This is a genomic window from Kitasatospora sp. NPDC057738 (assembly GCF_042798815.1).
In the GTDB taxonomy this organism is placed as follows: Bacteria; Actinomycetota; Actinomycetes; order Streptomycetales; family Streptomycetaceae; genus Kitasatospora; species Kitasatospora lactacystinica.
Genome location: NZ_JBHVJT010000029.1, coordinates 71400 through 87668, shown reverse-complemented (window position 1 = coordinate 87668; position 16269 = coordinate 71400). Strand labels below are relative to the sequence as shown.

At 74.3% G+C, this 16269-nt stretch carries 15 protein-coding genes; 7 read left to right on the top strand and 8 right to left on the bottom strand.

Annotated elements, in window-relative coordinates; all coding sequences use genetic code 11:
• Positions 1-209 precede the first annotated feature (209 nt).
• From ACFVGO_RS18100 to ACFVGO_RS18070, 7 genes are all read left to right on the top strand, one after another.
• Positions 210-644, top strand: a complete 435-nt coding sequence (locus ACFVGO_RS18100; RefSeq protein ID WP_359897283.1) for a VOC family protein — start codon at positions 210-212, stop codon at positions 642-644.
• A complete protein-coding gene (locus ACFVGO_RS18095; protein WP_380632738.1) occupies positions 641-1600 on the top strand; it encodes a hypothetical protein in 960 nt (319 codons plus the stop codon). The genes ACFVGO_RS18100 and ACFVGO_RS18095 overlap by 4 nt, the downstream gene beginning before the upstream one ends.
• Before the next feature lie 62 nt (positions 1601-1662).
• On the top strand, positions 1663-2706 hold the full coding sequence (locus ACFVGO_RS18090) for a zinc-binding dehydrogenase (RefSeq protein ID WP_380356384.1): 1044 nt from the start codon (positions 1663-1665) through the stop codon (positions 2704-2706).
• A gap of 154 nt (positions 2707-2860) precedes the next feature.
• Positions 2861-3565 (top strand): TauD/TfdA family dioxygenase, encoded by a 705-nt coding sequence (locus ACFVGO_RS18085; protein ID WP_359897278.1) that lies wholly within the window; start codon positions 2861-2863, stop codon positions 3563-3565.
• A 21-nt stretch (positions 3566-3586) separates the two neighbouring features.
• The gene (locus ACFVGO_RS18080) at positions 3587-5143 is read left to right on the top strand and encodes an acetolactate synthase large subunit (RefSeq protein ID WP_380632735.1); all 1557 of its coding nucleotides are present in this window, start codon (positions 3587-3589) and stop codon (positions 5141-5143) included.
• A 52-nt stretch (positions 5144-5195) separates the two neighbouring features.
• Complete coding sequence (locus ACFVGO_RS18075) at positions 5196-6074, top strand: NAD(P)-dependent oxidoreductase (RefSeq protein ID WP_380632732.1); 879 nt, start codon at positions 5196-5198, stop codon at positions 6072-6074.
• Positions 6075-6251: 177 nt separating this feature from the next.
• Positions 6252-6893 (top strand): class I SAM-dependent methyltransferase, encoded by a 642-nt coding sequence (locus tag ACFVGO_RS18070; RefSeq protein ID WP_380356392.1) that lies wholly within the window; start codon positions 6252-6254, stop codon positions 6891-6893.
• Here the strand turns inward: ACFVGO_RS18070 and ACFVGO_RS18065 are convergent.
• The 8 genes from ACFVGO_RS18065 to ACFVGO_RS18030 all read right to left on the bottom strand — a co-directional run bounded on the left by ACFVGO_RS18065 (position 6788) and on the right by ACFVGO_RS18030 (position 16262).
• Positions 6788-10234 carry a lantibiotic dehydratase gene (locus ACFVGO_RS18065; protein ID WP_380632730.1) on the bottom strand — a complete coding sequence of 1149 codons (3447 nt, stop codon included), beginning with the start codon at positions 10232-10234 and terminating at the stop codon, positions 6788-6790. The genes ACFVGO_RS18070 and ACFVGO_RS18065 overlap by 106 nt on opposite strands.
• A gap of 69 nt (positions 10235-10303) precedes the next feature.
• Complete coding sequence (locus ACFVGO_RS18060; RefSeq protein WP_359897269.1) at positions 10304-11182, bottom strand: cupin-like domain-containing protein; 879 nt, start codon at positions 11180-11182, stop codon at positions 10304-10306.
• Entirely contained in the window at positions 11183-11371 is a 189-nt protein-coding gene (locus tag ACFVGO_RS18055; RefSeq protein WP_359897266.1) for a hypothetical protein, read from the bottom strand.
• Between the two features lie 94 nt (positions 11372-11465).
• On the bottom strand, positions 11466-11855 hold the full coding sequence (locus ACFVGO_RS18050) for a hypothetical protein (protein WP_359897265.1): 390 nt from the start codon (positions 11853-11855) through the stop codon (positions 11466-11468).
• Between the two features lie 295 nt (positions 11856-12150).
• The gene (locus ACFVGO_RS18045) at positions 12151-12423 is read right to left on the bottom strand and encodes an ester cyclase (RefSeq protein ID WP_359897263.1); all 273 of its coding nucleotides are present in this window, start codon (positions 12421-12423) and stop codon (positions 12151-12153) included.
• Positions 12423-14504, bottom strand: coding sequence for a prenyltransferase/squalene oxidase repeat-containing protein (locus ACFVGO_RS18040; protein ID WP_380632727.1), 2082 nt, complete (start codon positions 14502-14504; stop codon positions 12423-12425). Before ACFVGO_RS18040 ends, ACFVGO_RS18045 begins: the two co-directional genes overlap by 1 nt.
• Before the next feature lie 13 nt (positions 14505-14517).
• Positions 14518-16065 carry a hypothetical protein gene (locus ACFVGO_RS18035; protein ID WP_359897260.1) on the bottom strand — a complete coding sequence of 516 codons (1548 nt, stop codon included), beginning with the start codon at positions 16063-16065 and terminating at the stop codon, positions 14518-14520.
• Entirely contained in the window at positions 16059-16262 is a 204-nt protein-coding gene (locus tag ACFVGO_RS18030) for a hypothetical protein (RefSeq protein WP_359829662.1), read from the bottom strand. The genes ACFVGO_RS18035 and ACFVGO_RS18030 overlap by 7 nt, the downstream gene beginning before the upstream one ends.
• Between the last annotated feature and the right edge of the window lie 7 nt (positions 16263-16269).

Sequence of the window (16269 nt, the reverse complement as noted above, 5' to 3'; positions counted from 1 at the left end):
CGAGGGCGTGGGGCAGAACCGAGCAGTGCGGGGCAGAGGGGGGGCTCTAAAGGGGGTCCGGAGGGGGGGCTCCAGATGGGAGTTCGACCCGCCTGCGGGGTGACGGGTCGCGAGCCTGGTCACCGCCGCCCCTCCCCCTCGCGTCAACACCTTCGACCGGAAAGGAAGATGCCGCAGTGGACCGTTCGAACGGCCCCCGAATCCACCATGTGGGCGTACAGACGGCGGATCTGGACAACTGCCTGGGCTGGTACCAGGAGTTCTTCGACGCCGAGCAGAAGTGGGAACTCAGCCGCTTCTCCGAGCTCACCCTCAGCCGGCTGCCCGGCATCCGCAGGCTGACCGAGATCGCCTTCGGGGACGTCCGGCTGCACCTCTTCGACCGAGCGGGCCACAACGGCCGGACGCCCGACGAGGAAGGATTCCTCTTCCAGCACGTGTGCGTCCAGGTGGCCACGCCGCAGGAGCTCGCCGACCGGCGCCGGCGGTGGATCGACCTCTACGAGTCGCAGCGCTACACCTTCGCCCGTCCCGAGCTGCCGACCGAGATCGTCGTCGACGACGACGGGGTGCAGAGCCTCTACCTCTTCGACGTGAACGGCCTGGAGTACGAACTCAGCTACATACCGGACGGTCACCGATGACCGGCGTGAGCGACGGCGTCCTGATCTCCGACCCGCGCAACGGCGAGTGGGACTTCGGGGACTTCGCCTACGGCCTGGAACACCTGACGATGCCGCCGGTCGGCCCGGCAGCCGTCTCGGCCCCCGGGGGTGTCCCGGGCGCCCTGCCGCCCTGCGACCTCGACCTCGTCCTGTTCCAGCTGCGCCTCCTCGCGGACGGCGGGCCCTCGGCCGCCCCGGGCACCCGTGTGGACCCCGGCGACGACCAGCTGTTCTGGTTCCGCTGGATCACTGGACATCAGATCACCTTTCTGATCTGGCACTTGATGGGAAAACTGCTCGAACGGAGCGCGGAGCGGCAGACGCCGGACCGCGAGTCACTGGGCCGCCTGGAGACGTACGCCTACGGCTACTGCGCCATGCTGCTCTACACCGGGTCCTGTCCGCTCGACCTCTACCAGAGCCTGATCCGACCGCGCATGCACCTCCAGCACCGCGGCTTCAGCGGGACCTGGGCGTCGGACTTCGCCCCGGTGCGCGGCCTGTTCCGGGGACGGGGCGCGGCCCGGGGACACGGTCCGGAGGCCGACCGGCTGGCCCGTGCCGTGGAGATCCACCGGACCATCCACGACGGCATCGCCGCCCGCCTCGTGCCCGAAGGCCGGTCCCTGCTGCAGCAGACCATGAAGGAGACCGTCGTCCGCCCCTCGGAGCGCACGGCGATCCTGTACGACAACTTCTTCCTGACCCTGCGCGGGCCGGTGGACGACGACGGCATCACCGGCCAGCTCCTGCGCAGGCTGCGTGCGGTGGCGTGGGACATCGCCGACCGGGGCCTCTACCCGCTGGGGCACGGGGGCGACGACCGGCCCGAGGAGCTGCGCAGCGCCGAGGTGGCGCGGTGCGAGAACCGCATCGGCCACATCCTGAGCGAGGTCGGCGAGGCCGCCGCCGCCCCCGCCAAGCCGCTCCAGTAGCCGCGCGCCGGGTGATGCCGGCGAGCCGCCCGATCCGTCGCCCAACAGAGAGGACCATGCGCATGCGCGCCACTGTCATCCACGCTTCCCGCGACGTGCGGGTCGAGGAGGTCCCGGACCCGGTGATCCGGCGGCCCACCGACGCCGTGGTGCGGGTCCTCCTCTCCTGCATCTGCGGGACCGACCTGTGGGCGTACCGGGGCCTGGCCGACTTCCGGTCGGGGCAGCGCACCGGCCACGAGTCCATCGGCATCGTCGAGGAGGTCGGCGCCGAGGTCGTGGGCTGCTCCGCCGGCGACCTGGTCGTGGTGCCGTTCGTCTGGTCGGACGGCGTCTGCGACTACTGTGCCGAGGGGCTCACCACCTCGTGCGAGCGGGGCGGATTCTGGGGCACGAAGGGATCGGACGGCGGCCAGGGCGAGGCGCTCCGGGTGCCGTACGCCGACGGCACGCTCGTGCGGCTCCCCCGGGAGGCGGCGTCGGACCGGCGGTTGCTCACCGCGCTCCTGACGCTGTCCGACGTGCTGGGAACGGGTCACCACGGCGCGGTCGGCGCGGGGGTGCGACCGGGCACGACGGTGGCCGTCGTCGGCGACGGCGCGGTCGGACTCTGCGGTGTGCTCGCCGCGAAGCGTCTGGGAGCCGAACGCATCATCGCACTCGGACGGCACCCGTCCCGCACGGACATCGCCACGCGCTTCGGCGCGACCGACATCGTCGCGGAACGCGGGGAAGCGGCGGTCGAGGCCGTGCGTGAACTCACCGGGGGCCGGGGCGTGCCCGCGGTGATCGAGGCCGTGGGGACCGCGCAGTCCCTGTGGACGGCGGTGCGGATCACCAGGGACGGTGGGTCGATCGGCTGCGTCGGCGTACCTCACGGCAGCGACACCGGCCTCGACCTGAGTGACGTGTTCGAGCGGAACATCGCGCTGCGCGGCGGCGTCGCGCCGGTGCGGACGTACATCCCCCGGCTGTTGCCCGACGTCCTCGAAGGGGTGATCGACCCGTCACCGGTCTTCGACCTGACGGTCGGACTCGACGGAGTCCCCGGCGGCTACCAGGCCATGGACGAGCGAACGTCCCTGAAGGTGCTGATCAGTTGCTGAACCGCCTTCCCCATCGACCCGAACCGACCCGAACCGACCCGCGCCGACCCGCACCGACCCGCGCCGACCCGCATCGACCCGCACTGACCCGTAGCGACGAACCATCGGAGTGATCGTGAGCAAGTGGCCCGACAGTGTTGTCTCCTGCGTTGACATGAACGGTGACGAGCTGGCCGACGGCGTGCTCGGGTACGCGTTCCGCCAACTGCTCGGCAACAACGGATACGTGCACCTCGTGAACGTTCCCGAGTCCTTCGACCACGTCGCCTTCCTCAAGGAGCTCGGGCGGTTCCAGCCCACGCCCACCGGCACGGTCGTCGGGGACGTGAAGCCCGAACGCGGCATGGACGACGTCAACCACGGCCAGAACCAGGGCGCGCTGCAGCCCCACACCGAGGGGTACGAGTTCCGCGGCACTCCGCCGCGGTACCTCGCGCTGTGGTGCGTGAGGCCGGCCGAGGGACGAGGTGGCGAGACCACCCTGTTCGACGGGAACCGCGTGCTCGCGGAGTTCGACGCGAGCGAGCGGCAGCACTTCCTCGACACCGTGTACCGGTGGAGGTCCACCGAGGGCCTCGCCCGCCGAGGAGTGGTCCCCACGGCGGAGCACCCGGTCCTGGAGGAGCGCGACGGCGCACTGATCCTCCGGTACTCGACCAGCTACCTGCAGATACCCGAGGGCGACGAGCTGGCCCGCCGGCTCATCGACCGGGGAAGCGCCCTCTACGAGGAGCACCACGTCGCCGTCCGCTACCGGGAGCGGGACCTCGTCGTCTGGGACAACTGGCGGATGCTGCACTCCCGCAACGCCTTCGACGACCCGCAGCGGCACCTCAAGCGCGTACAGATCGCCGGCTGATCCCGAAGGGCGGGCACCACCATGAACGGCGCACGAGCAGTACTCGACACCCTTGTGCACGGCGGCATCGACATCTGTTTCACGAATCCCGGCACCTCCGAGATGCACCTGGTCGCGGGCATGGTGGCGACACCGGAGATCCGCAGCATCCTCTGCCTGTTCGAGGGGGTGGCGACGGGCGCCGCCGACGGGTACGGCCGGATGGCGGGACGACCCGCCTCGACGCTCCTGCACCTGGGGCCCGGTCTCGGCAACGGGCTGGCGAACCTGCACAACGCCCGCCGCGCCGGTACGCCCTTGATCAACATGGTCGGCGACCACGCGACGTACCACAAACCGTTCGACGCGCCCCTGGACTCCGACATCGAGAGCATGGCCGGGACGGTGTCGGCGTGGGTGCGCAGAACCGAGCGTCCCACCGATGCCGGGCAGGACACCGCTGACGCCATCCGGGCCGCCAGGACACCGGTCGGCCCTCTCCCCGGCGGCGTCGCCACCCTCGTCCTGCCCTCCGACGTCTGCTGGTCCGAGGGGGGCCGTGCCGTGCCCGTCCTCGCCGCGCCGCCCCCGTCCTTCGACGAGGCGGCGGTGGAGCGGGCCGCCGCGATCCTGCGAGGGAAGGACGGGTGCCTCCTGCTCGTCGGGGGCGGCAACACACGACGCGCGGGACTCGCGGCGGCGAGCCGCATCGCGGCGGCGACCGGGGCCGACGTCCTGGCCGAGAAGTCCCCGGCGCGGCACGAGCGAGGAGCCGGCATCCCGCGCTTCGACCGGCTTCCCTACCCCAGGGACCTGGCGGCGGACCGGCTCAAGGGAGTGCGGCACCTCGTCCTCGCCGGAACACGCGAGCCCGTCTCGTTCTTCGCCTACCCGGGCAGGCCGAGCACCCTCGTCCCGCCGGACTGCGAGGTGCACGACCTCGGTGCGGCTCCGGGCGCCCTCGAATACCTGGCCGACCTGCTGGCACCCGGCACCACGCCGCCCGTCAGGGACACGGACCGGCCGGGGCTGCCCAGCGGGGAGCTGACGGCGGAGAAGGCCGCGGCCGTCATCGGCGCACTCCTGCCGGAGCGGGCCATCGTCGTCGACGAGGCCATGACCTCCGACCAGTGGCTGCCGGCCGCCACCGCCGGTGCGCCCGTGCACGACTGGCTCAACATCACCGGCGGCTCGATCGGCATGGGAATGCCGGTCGCCACGGGGGCGGCCTGCGCCTGCCCGGACCGGCCGGTCGTCAATCTGGAGGCCGACGGCAGCGCGATGTACACCCTCCAGTCGCTGTGGACGCAGTCGCGTGAGGGCCTCGACGTGACCACGGTCATCTTCAACAACGCCTCCTACGCGATCCTCGACTCCGAGTTGCGGCGGGTCGGAGCGTTCCAGGGCGCCGATGCTCGGCGGAGCCGGTCGCTCATCGACATCCCGGGACTGGACTTCGTCGCGCTGGCGAACGGCATGGGCGTACCCGCCACCCGGGCCCGCACGGCTGAGGAGTTCGCCCGTCAACTGCGCGCCGCCGTCGCGGAACCGGGCCCCCATCTCATCGATGCCGTGGTTCCGCCCGTACGGGCCTCCTGAGTCCGACCACGCCGCTCCGGCCGCCGACACCCCCGTCCGAAAAGGAAGAACGGTGCCCACCTCCATGTTCCGGCAAGTCTCCCTGCTGCCCGGTGTCTGGCCGTCCCCCGGGCTCCTCGACGCCCTCCGCCCGCTCAGCGAACGGCCGCTGCTGCAACCGGGCGAATGGCCGTCACCGGAGTCGGACCTCGGGAAGTCCTTCGCACGGACGGACGCCCTGCTGGCGGGATGGAAGGACCCGCTCGACGCCGACCACCTGCGCCGGCTTCCCGACCTGCGCTACGTGGGCCTGCGTGCCACGTCGACCGACCGCGTCGACCTGGACCACGCGCGGCGCGAGGGCATCACCGTCTCGCCCATATACGGCTACGGCGACATCGGCACGGTGGAGTTCGTGATCGAGCAGCTGCTCGTCCACACGCGCCACAACGGGGGCGTGCCCGGGGAGTTGGCGGGACGCCGGCTGGGGCTCGTGGGCTACGGTCCGGTGGCCCGGGGCGTCGGCAAGGCCGCCACGGCTCTCGGCATGGACGTGCTCTTCCACACACCCGGGCATCGCGCCACGGAGGCCGACGAGCCCCGGTGGGCGCCGCTGGCCGAGCTGCTCGGCTCTGCGGACTGCCTGTCCTTCCACTCGCCCGCCTACCGCCACGTCGTCACCCTCCAGGACCTGCGCCGGGTACCGGACGCATGCCTCGTGATCCTGACGACCCTGGGGCTGCCGATGGCCGAGACCGATCTGCGCACCTGGCAGGCAGGCCGCTCCGGACCCGTGGTCCTCGACTCGTGCGCGGCCCACGCCGTCGGCGAATCCACCAGGCGGCTCCCCGGCATCGACGTACACGACCTGTACGCCGCGCGGACCACCGCATCGGTCCAGCGCGCGGAGGCCCAGCTGCTCGACAACCTCGTCGCGGCGCTCCGCTCGTGACGACGGCCCCGGCCCCCGGCCCCAGCCCCGGCCATGGTCGCTCCTCACGCGCGGGACGGCCCCGGCCCCGATAGCCTGGAGGCGAGCCCGTGCACCCGTCCTCGTCCGAGGGGTTGATCGGTCATTCTCCGCGCACTCGCCGACCGTCTGGGGATCGTCGCACGGGCGTTCCCCGCCGTGTGCCGTCGGCTCGGGGTGGCCCGGGCCGTCCGGCTGGGTGCTGGTGAGCTGCTCTTCGACCTGCGCCACGGCACCGAGACCGGAATCGACGTGGCGGTCCGGCACGAGGGGGCGAGCCCCTGGATGTTCGCCAAGCTGGTGCGGGTGCTGCCCGCGGACGGTCGGCGGGTGCTGCTCGACCTCGGCGCGGGCAAGGGCCGGGCGCTGTTGCTCGCCGCGCGGCACGGCTTCCGGGAGGCGGTCGGGGTGGAGCTGTCCCCGGAGCTCTGCGCCGTGGCCCGGGCGAACCTGCGTGGACGCCGGGCCGGGGCCGGAAGCTGTCGGACCGAGGTGCACTGCGCGGACGCGGCCGGGTTCGAGGTGCCGGACCGGGTCGACACCGTCTTCCTCTTCGACCCGTTCCCCGAGGAGACGCTGCGGGCCGCCGTCGGACGGCTGACCGCCTCTCTCGAACGGGCCCCCCGGGAGGTCCACGTCCTGTACCAGCATCCGAGGCTCGCCCGGGTGCTGACGGAGGCGGGGTTCGCCCCGGTCTACCGGATCGGCTCCGAGGGGATGGTGCTGCGCCGCGACGGCCGGGCCGACGGGGCGGCGGCTCCGGCTCCCGGTGCCGCGTACAGGCGGGACAGGAAGTCGTAGAGCAGCAGTTCCTGTGCCCGGGCGGCGGAGCGCAGCACCCGGTTGGCGTGCAGGTGGACGTAGTTGCCCGCCAGGGCGGCGATCGGGGTGCCGATCTGCCCGGTCCGCACCCCCTCGCGCAGCTCCGCCGCGAGGGACCGGACGGCGGCGGACGTGTCGTCCGCCATGCCCGGGCATGGACCCGGGTCCGCCAACAGGCGTTCCAGGGTAGCGCGTTCGCGGCGGAAGCGGTCGCCGATCCCGCGTCGCACGGCCTGGTCCACCCGGAACTCGGCACGGAAGCGGTCGCGGGCGGCGCTCACCAGGGCGCGCTTCTCGGCCCGCGACAGGCCGAGGTCGGTCAGCAGCCGGTCGATGCCGACCAGCGCGGCCCGCCAGCGGGAGTCCGCACCGCCTTCCGCAGCGCGCTCGATGCCGCCCTCCGTACCGGCCTCCGCGCAGAGCGACTCGACGGTGCGCAGCGCGGCCTCGCTGTCCTGCCGGAACAGGAGTTCCGAGAGCCGGATGCCGAGCGGCCCGCCGTAGCGCTCGATCTCCCGCTCGTAGGTGTCGAGTTGGACGCGCCGGACGACACCGTCCGCGAGCAGCGGCTGCGCCGCGTCGTACAGGGCCGGCAGGACGTCGGCGGCCAGGCGCCGCCGATCCCCGTGCAGTCGCACCCTGAGGTGCCAGTCCGGGTCGGCGTAGCGGACGTAGAACCAGCTGTCCGCCGCGCCCTCGGCGAGGGCGCGGCGGACGAGCGGCCGGACGACCCGGCGCAGGGCTTCGTCGGCGCCGGCCGAGCCGGTGTAGAGCTTGGCGTAGAGCCACTCGGAACCGGGCGGGAAGCTCCGCACGCACGGTCGCGCGTCGGGGGCACGCGGTGGCCCGGGGTCGGCCCGGCGCGCGGGCGGGTGCACCCGCGGATACCCGGGCGGGTGCGCGCCGGTACGGACGAAGGGGACCACCACCTCGTGGGTGAACCGCCCCTCGGGGCCGCGGGCGAGCACGTCCTCGCCGCCGAGGAACAGCTCCGCCACGGCGGCCGTGGAGCGGCCGGCCAGCAGCCGGGCCGCCATGTCGAGGAAGACGGTGTTCTCCAGGTCGACGGGCAGCAGCCGGTCGCCCTCCGCCACGGCGACCCACCGCGGCAGGCCCAGCTCCCGGCGCAACTCCTGTACGGCGACGAACCGTTCGCCCGGGGACGGCATCGCGAAGCGCGCCAGCTGGCGCTCGGTCAGGTTCCAGCGCGCCCGCGCGAGCACCAGGCGCCCGGAGACGATCCGCGGCAGGTACGGCGCGGCGGCGAGCGGCCCGAGGGCGGCGTCCAGCCCGTGCGCCTGCTGCGGGGCCTGCAGCGCACACAGGAAGCGGTACAGGCCGAGGTTCGCGGGGGCGGCGAAGTGGTGCGCGGACGTCAGGCGCGGGACGACCTCGGCCCCCAACCGGGTGGAGCGCAGCGCCAGGCGGTCGCCGTCGGGGGTGAGGGTCAGGTCGGTCAGCGGGATCTGCTGGTCGGGCGGCGCCCCGGAGCGGCCGAGGCAGGGGATCTCGTGGCCGCGCAGCAGCGGCCGCCGCAGGACGTTGCCGATCCGCTCACCGGGCAGGTGGGCGATCTCCGCGAACACCGCGTCCGGCCTGAGCGCCTCCTCGGCGCGCAGATGGGCCCGGACGCACCGGGTGAGGTCGTCGCCGTCGTGGCAGAAGCGGCCCAACAGGTACGCTCCGGAGGGTCCGCCCAGGGCGGATATGTGCACCCGGTAGCGCCCCCGCGCCACCGCCTGCGGGCTCTCGGCGAGGATGCTCGCCACGACACCGAAGGAGTCGGGCAGCGGCGGCCGGTCGCTGGAGCGCTCGTCGGCGGCTGTGAGCGCGTCGAGCCGTTCCGGGCCGAGGGCGAGTTCCCGCGCGCCGGTGCGCACCGCCTCGCCCAGCCAGCTCAGCAGCAGCCGGTGGCGCCCGTCCCAGCGCTGCTCGCCGTCCGCCGGCCGACCGGAAGCGTCCTGGCCGTCGAGGCCTGCAAGGTCGAGGCCGTCCGGGCCGAGGCCGGCAAGGTCGAGGCCGGCAAGGTCGAGGCCGGCGAGCAGCGGTTCGGCGGCGGCCATCGGGGCGGCCCGGACGGGGAACCCGAGGCCGGACTCCGGGTCCAGCGCCTCGCACAGCGGTACCTCGCGGGCGCCGTAGCGGGTCCGGTAGGCCGCGGTGAACCGTGCGAGTTGCGGGTCCGGGCGGGTGCCGCCCAAGCGGTGGACGAGCCGGGCGCCCCGGAGCACCTCGGCGGCCACCGCACGCCCCAGCACGGCCCGCGCGGCCGGCTTCACCAGGTCGATCCGGAACAGCCCGGACGGCCCGGACGGCCCGGACGGGTCCGCCGCCACCGGTGGGCAGGTGAGCAGCGCCGCCGCGCGGGCGTAGTGGCCGGACGCCTCGCCCGGCGGCCGCCGGTCCGCCAGGGCGAGCTGCCGCCGGGCTGCGTCCAACGCGGCCGTGACGGGGCCGAGCCCGGCCCGTTCGGCGAACGGCCGGACCTGGGCGAGCAGGTCCGCCAGTGGCTCGGGCCCGCTCACGGGCGGTGCGAGCTCGGGGACGAGGATCTGGTGCTCGATCAGCTCCTCGACGGCCCGCCGGACTTCCCCGGGCTCCACGTCCGGTTCGGCGGCGAGTACGGCGGCGACGAGTTCGTCCGGGCGGGCGCCGGATCCCGCCCGGACGACGGCGGCGAGGAGCCACGGCGCGGGCTCGACCTCGACCAGCCGGTGGGTCGGGCCCGCGTCCGTCCGGAGCACCTCGACGTACCGGAGCCGCCCGGCACTCCGGTACAGGCTGGAGTTGGGCCGGTGGACCAGGTGCAGTCGCACCTCCGGCCGCCGCCGCAGGTCGGCGGTCAGCGCGCCGAGGTAGCCGAAGTCCAGGCCGGTGCGGCGCCGGTAGGAGGAGGACGGTCCGAGTTCGAGGGCGGTCGGGCCGTCGGCCGCGGGGTCGACCGAGCCGACCGAGCAGCCGGCGAAGAGCCCGAACGGGGTCGGCCTGGCGGACATCCGGGCGAGGTAGCGCAGCAGGCTGTGCTCGGCGTTCCGGCCGCGCCGGCTGTCGGGTGAGTGCTCCCAGGTGTCCAGGCCCGTCGTGAGCGAGGAGGAGGCGACGGACAGCGCCTCCCGGACGTCGGCACGGCCGTACAGCGCCCGCAGCCGTGCGCGCACCCGCAGCCGGTCGCGCCGGACGGCGGCGCCGACCAGGTCCGGGTCCCCGCCGCACCGCGCGGCGGCCAGTCCCTCGCCCAGGCCCAGCAGGGCCTCCAGCGGCAGCAGCGGGGTGCGGAGCACGAAGAACCCCGCGGCCTCCCAGGCCGGTTCGCCCTGCACGGGACCACCCCGGACGGGCTCATCCTGCACGGACCGGCCGGGGCCGGCCGCATGGGATCCCACCGCCGGTCAGCTCCGGTCGCGCAGCCGGGCCCACCCGCGCCGGAGCAGGAACGGCCACAGCGGCGGGGCCGACAGCCCCTGGGCGAGCGGGCGCGGCCAGAAGAAGTTGACGTTCAGCGCCCAGGCCGAGACCACCGTCACCTGGTGGTACCAGCCCACCGGGATGTAGAGCGATTCACCGGCGTCCAGGGTGCACTGCCACCCGGTGGCGCGGCGGGCCCGCGGGAACCGTTCGTAGTCGGGGAGGTTGGGGTCGAAGCGGCAGTGCGTGATCTGCGGGACGCGGTAGACGCGCCGGGCCTGCGAGGGCGGATAGAGGACGAAATGCTTGCGTCCGACGACCTGGACGTTGCAGTTCGGCGTCACGTCGCAGTGCAGCCCGGAGGAGGTCCCGAGCACGCCGCACCAGAGGTTGGTGTCGATCGGACCGCGTCGGTACCAGCCGGGTGGCGGCGCGTCGTCGAGCAGGTCCTCGGACAGCTGCCGGAGCTTCGCGTCGAGGTAGTACGAGCAGCGGAACCCGTCGGCGCACACCGCCCGGGTGATCTCACCGGCGCCGCTGCAGGACAGGGCGATCCGTTCCAGCCCGCCGGCGGTGTCCAGCACCCAGTCGAGGTACCGGCCGAAGGAGGTCCGCCCGCCGGCCGCGAGGTTCTGGAAGACGTTCCGCGGTGGCCCGTTCGTCTCCCGGACCGTCACCTCCCGCTCCCCGGCGACGGACCGCAGGTAGTCCACGTCCCAGCGGTGCAGGGCCGGCCAGTCCCGGACGTTGTCCAGGACGACCCGGGGCTCGCCCTTGCGCAGCGGTGCGCGGAAGTCGTCGCGGCTGACGCGCGGGACGGCTCGGAGGGCCGTGCCCCGCCCTCCCGGGAGGCTCGGCGGCATCTACTCGGGCCCGCGCCGCGTGGTGCGCCCCCGCCGGGATTCGGGCGCCCCGGGTGCCGACGCCGTCTCGTCGCAGGTCCACAGGCTCCAGCCCTGGGTGGTAAGCAGCGGATCGTCGAGGTTGCCCACGGTGGACCGTTTCAGGTCGAGGGTCTTCTTGCCGTCCTTCGGCTCCGTCGTGCGCTCCATGGTTCTCCTCCTTCGAAGCGAGGAACTCTCCGCCGGGAAGGCCTCGCGTCAGCGGGGCCTCGGATCGGCGGGGCCCCGGGTCAATTGCGGGACGTCATTTCAGGAAGACCTCCCGCGCCAGCCTCATTCCGAGCAGCTCGCGGAACTGCGCGCAGCCGTGCGACTTCCGGTCGGGCCCGTCGAGCCGGACCGAGAGCTCGGCCATCCGCTCGCTGTAGCCGTCCAGCGCGGCCATGTTCTCGACCTCGGTCACGATCATGACGTTCCAGTCGTCACGGCCGGTCGGCGGGGAGACCAGGATGCGGTAGTCGCGGATCAGCTTCTGCCGCTTGGCCTCCTCCATCAGGGGCTTCCACCGCGCCCCCAGGTTCGCGAGGTAGGCGTTGGTCAGGCCGGGCTTGGTCTGGGCGAACTGCACCGACCACACCGGCCCCTCGGAAAAGGCGAAGTCACCGGCGGCCATGGCGGTTTCGTTCTCGGTCATCGAATTCTCGTTCCGGACGTTCGAGCGCGGTTCACCGGGCGTCCCCGTCCCGCAGGACGGCCCGCGCGGCGTTCCGCTCGGCGCACGGTTTCGAGGGGCGGGAGAGGGGCGCAATCGCGTACGGGACGGACGGGTGTCCCGTGACCGGACCGCCTTCCGGGCGGGCCACCCCTTCATGATGCTGCGGCGGACCCGGTCCCTCAACCGCTGGGGGAACGCGACGGAACGGCGGTGGCCCCGACGGAGCCACCGCCGGAGCCACCGAGGCCGTAGCCCGTCGGCCAGAGCCCGTCGCCTAACGTGAACCGGCCGGCTCGATGAGCGCGCTGGTGACGATCGTCAGCGTGGCCGGCGCGTTGGTCGCGGGGTAGCCGTCCACCTCGCCGCTCTGGGTGCCGCGCACCGACCACACGAACGCGACCGCGCCCTTGTCGTCCACGACGCGCTGCTGCAGCGTGAACGTGGCGTCCGGGAACGCGGTGCGGATCCTGGCGATCAGCTGGCGGGTCTCGTCCGCGCCCGTGGCGCGGTACCGCCGGGGCACGCTCTGCCGTTCTTCTGTTGCCATCACAGGTCTCCTGTCGGGATTGCGGGCACCGCACCGCCGGTCGGCGATGCGACGTGCAGGGCGCGGAGCGCCGTCGCCGTGGTGAACAGTCGCCGCCAGTCCTCGGCGACGACGTCGAGGCCCGCGATCGATTCCGTCCACGACGTCTGTTCCCAGGGCTCCGTCAGCTGCGGCCGGGGCACCCGGAGGATCGGCACGACGGGCCAACTGCCGTCCGGTCGCTGGTTTTCCACCAGCCACCGGGTGCCGCGGGCGAGGGCCGCCCGGAGGGCCGGGCAGTCGTCTCCGGGCGGCGCCGTGAGCAGTTCGCCCAGCGCCTGGACGGCCAGCGCGGTGGCGAAGGCGGCGCACGCGCGGTTCGGCGCGTGCGCCCAACCCCCGTCCGGGCGTTGGGCGCGCAGCAGCCACCCGGCGGCTCCCGCCCGGGCCGCTGCCGCCCCGGGCAGGTCGGTACGGCGGCTCAGCTCTCCGATCGCCTGCACCGCACGGCACGTGGTGTAAAGTCCGCCCGCCCACCAGTAGGCCTCCCAGTTGCCCTCCGGGCGCTGCTGGTCCAGGAGCCGGCGCGCGGCCCGCAGCGCCGCGCGCCGCTCCCGCTCACCGTCCAGGCCGGCCAGCAGCAGGGCGGCCACGGCGGTCACGCACGGGTGCGAGGAGGTCCAACCGCGCAGGTCGCCGGCGTCGGAGTGGAACCGGACGAGCCAGGGCTCCGGGTCCACGATGGTGGTGAACCCGCCGTCGGGTCGCTGCGTCGACAGCAGCCAGTCCAACGCCGGTCGCCACCGCTGCGGTTCGGGCGCGCCGATCCGGGTCAGGAACAGCAGGGCGTTCGCCGTGGAGTCGACGTCCACCGGCCACTGGCCGTTGTATCCCCACCCGGCTCCCGGAGCGCGGTTGGCGACCAGCCAATCGGCCGCCTCGGCAAGGGAGTTCACCGGAATCGGGTACGCCGCGGCCGGGGCGTTCGCCGGGGCCCCGGAGTCGGCCGCGCCCGGGGCGTCCGCCGCCGTGCCGACGGTCGCCAGGTTCCAGCCGACGTAGCCGGTGACCCAGGAGGTGCTCTGCTGGCCGAGCAGCAGGAAGTCGCCCCAGCGGCCGGCCGGATCCTGTTCCCGCCGCAGGTAACGGGCCGCTGCCGCAAGGGAGTCGGCAATCGTATCGGCGGTGGGCGCGGCCACGGTGGCGCCGGGGGCGGTGTCCCGCCGTGCCGCCGGACGGCCGCCCCGGCCCGCGGCGGCGCGCGCCCGGGCCAGCCCGTCCCGGCGCATCCGGTCGAGGTCCGCGCGCAGCCCGCGGACGGACTCGGAGAAGCCGATGAGCCGCTCCACCCAGCCCGCGGGCGGCAGGTCGGTCACCGCCGCCAGCGCACGGCACAGCTGCTCGGCGGCCTCGTCGAGGGTGTGTTCGGCGAGGCCGCCGTAGTGGAAGCGGCGGGCCGCGTCGGCGACCAGCTCGGTTCGGGCGGCGCGGGTCGCCGAGGGCGTCAGGCCCAGCTCGGCGAGCAGCCGGGGGACGAGCTGCGAGGGGTGGCCGTGCAGGAAGTCCTCCTTCCAGTCGACGCATTCGCGGTAGCGGGCGAGCCCGGCGTACAGGCGGCTCTGCGACTCGGTCACCGGTCCGACCGGCCCCGGCGTCCCGGCCAGCGCGGCGAACGCCTCAGTGGTGGTGTGCGCGAGCTCCGCCCCGGCGCCGGCCGGGTCCCAGGGGCGGCGGTAACCGGCGGAGAGCGACTGCCGGAACGGGTCCCGGCCCGGCAGGTCGTCCGCCAACTGTCGGGTGGCGTAACGCCGCAGGGACGCGCACTCCCGGTCGGCCCGGGCCGGTGCGCACTGGCCCCGGCTCTGCCGGAACCGCAGGAAGCGGGCCGCGCCGCCCGCCCGCGCGGCCAGCGCCACCCGTCGGGCCGCACCCATCGGGACGGTCGCGAAGTACTCGTACAGCAGGAACGGCAAGTGGTCGAAGAGTGCCCCGGGGAGCGGCTGCGCCGGGTCCCACGGGCGGTCCTCGCGGCCGGGCAGGCCGGCCCACTGCTCGGCGAACACCCGGTCGGTGTCACGGGTCTCCATCAGCAGCAGCGTCACGGTCGCCTCCGTCCTATGCCACGGACTCGGCGCGGTAGGCGCGGAGCAGCACGTCGGGGGCCTGGGCGCCGCCCGGCCCGGCTCCCTTCACCAGCCGGTGGCCGAGGTACCGGCCGACCGCCGGCGGCACCCAGCCCGGCACCCCGCCCGACGGCACCCCGCCCGACGGTTCCGCGCGGCCCGGCCGCCACGGCTCGGGCGGCTCGTCGAGGCCGAGCGCGAGCAGGCCGTCCAGCCACGGGCCGTGCTGGTCGAGCCAGTCCAGTTCGGCCGCGGAAACGCCGAGGTGCTCGGCCAGGCCGTACTGCGGGAGGGCCCGGCGCGAGGCCGCGATCGCCAGGCCGACCTGGCACAGGGCCTCACCCGTGGTGCGCGCCGGGCCGGCGGTCTCCAGGATCCGGAACTGCTCCGCCAGCACCGCCGGCCCGGGCGTGCGCGGCTCCCGGTGGGCGTCGAGCCAGGGCCGCCAGGACGCCGCCACCGGTGTCGCGGGTGTCCGCCGGTCGCCCCGCCAGGCAGCCGCCCCGACCACCCCGAGCGCCCCTACTCCCGCGGCCGGCCCGGCCGGGGCACCGTACGGAGCAGTGGCGGGCGGCTCGGTCGGCAGGTCGAGGCCGAGCGTCGGACCCGCGATCCGCTGCCGGGTGGTCCGGATGGCGGCGTGCCAGCTCCCCTCGGCGATCCGGTCGGCCGCGCCCTCGGCGCGGTCCAGGTGGCCGAGCGCCAGCGCGCGGACCTCCTCGACCACGCCCTCCCGGGCGAGCAGCTCGGCCACCTCGGACACCGGGGGCCGCTCGGCCGACTCCACCCGCCGCTGCCAGCCGGCCCGCAGGAACGCCACCGTGAGGGGGTAGGAGTAGTGCCCGCGCCGGTAGTCGATCCGCCAGTCCGCCAGGTCGTCGGCGAGCTGGAAGGCCACGTAGTGGGCGTCGTGCGAGGCCTCCAGTCCGGCCAGCGGCCGCTCGTCCCCGCCGAGTACGGCGAGGGCCGCGAGGCAGGCCTTGGCGATCGCGGACTTGCCCGCGTAGACGAGCTCCAGCTCCTCCCTGGGGTACGGCTGGAGCAGGCCGCGGTGCCGGGCCTCCTCGCGCAGCACCGCCTGGCAGAAGTGCCCGAAGTAGCGGTCGAAGTGGCCCCAGAACGGGCTGGCGGGCGGCAGCAGCGCGTACAGCCCGTGCAGCGCCTCGCGCTGGAGGAGGCCGCCCAGCAGCAGGCCTCCCCCGGTGCGGGCACAGGGGCGGTCCAGTACCTCGTCCAGGGCCAGCACGTAGTCGAAGAGGTACGAGCCGCTGACGGACAGCGCCCGCAGCTGCGCCAGCGAGACGCGGGGGAAGGCGGTGTAGAACAGCAGCGGGTAGGTGTAGAAGACCCGGGGGTCGACCCCGGCGGCGATCCGCCGTTCGGACGGCAGGCCGGCGGTCGCCGGCAGGCCGTCCACCTGCAGCAGGCGGGCGACCCGGCGCCGCAGCGGCCGCCGGGCCTCCTCCACCAGGGCGTTGTCGCCCCGCCAGCCGACGTGCCGTTCGACCCGGACCCCGCCGTTCGGCCGTTCGGCTACCACCGGCCCGATACGACCGTCGTGACGACCGTGGTGACGCCGCTCGCCTGGGCCTCCGCCTCGACCCGCGACTCCAGCTCGACGAGCCCCAGCTCGCCGACCGGCAGGTCCTCGAACGGGACCTCCTCGAACGCCAGCTCCTCGAACGGCAGGTCGCCGACGGGCTTGCCGCGCTCCGCTGCCACGTCTCCAGCCATCATGTTCTCC

What these genes read in the sequence shown, in the direction of transcription:
- ACFVGO_RS18080 (WP_380632735.1), top strand. Translation starts at nt 3,587, where the DNA reads ATGAACGGCGCACGAGCAGTACTCGACACCCTTGTGCACGGCGGCATC.
- ACFVGO_RS18050 (WP_359897265.1), bottom strand. Translation starts at nt 11,855, where the DNA reads ATGACCGAGAACGAAACCGCCATGGCCGCCGGTGACTTCGCCTTTTCC.
- ACFVGO_RS18030 (WP_359829662.1), bottom strand. Translation starts at nt 16,262, where the DNA reads ATGATGGCTGGAGACGTGGCAGCGGAGCGCGGCAAGCCCGTCGGCGAC.
- ACFVGO_RS18095 (WP_380632738.1), top strand. Translation starts at nt 641, where the DNA reads ATGACCGGCGTGAGCGACGGCGTCCTGATCTCCGACCCGCGCAACGGC.
- ACFVGO_RS18090 (WP_380356384.1), top strand. Translation starts at nt 1,663, where the DNA reads ATGCGCGCCACTGTCATCCACGCTTCCCGCGACGTGCGGGTCGAGGAG.
- ACFVGO_RS18045 (WP_359897263.1), bottom strand. Translation starts at nt 12,423, where the DNA reads ATGGCAACAGAAGAACGGCAGAGCGTGCCCCGGCGGTACCGCGCCACG.
- ACFVGO_RS18060 (WP_359897269.1), bottom strand. Translation starts at nt 11,182, where the DNA reads ATGCCGCCGAGCCTCCCGGGAGGGCGGGGCACGGCCCTCCGAGCCGTC.
- ACFVGO_RS18055 (WP_359897266.1), bottom strand. Translation starts at nt 11,371, where the DNA reads ATGGAGCGCACGACGGAGCCGAAGGACGGCAAGAAGACCCTCGACCTG.
- ACFVGO_RS18085 (WP_359897278.1), top strand. Translation starts at nt 2,861, where the DNA reads ATGAACGGTGACGAGCTGGCCGACGGCGTGCTCGGGTACGCGTTCCGC.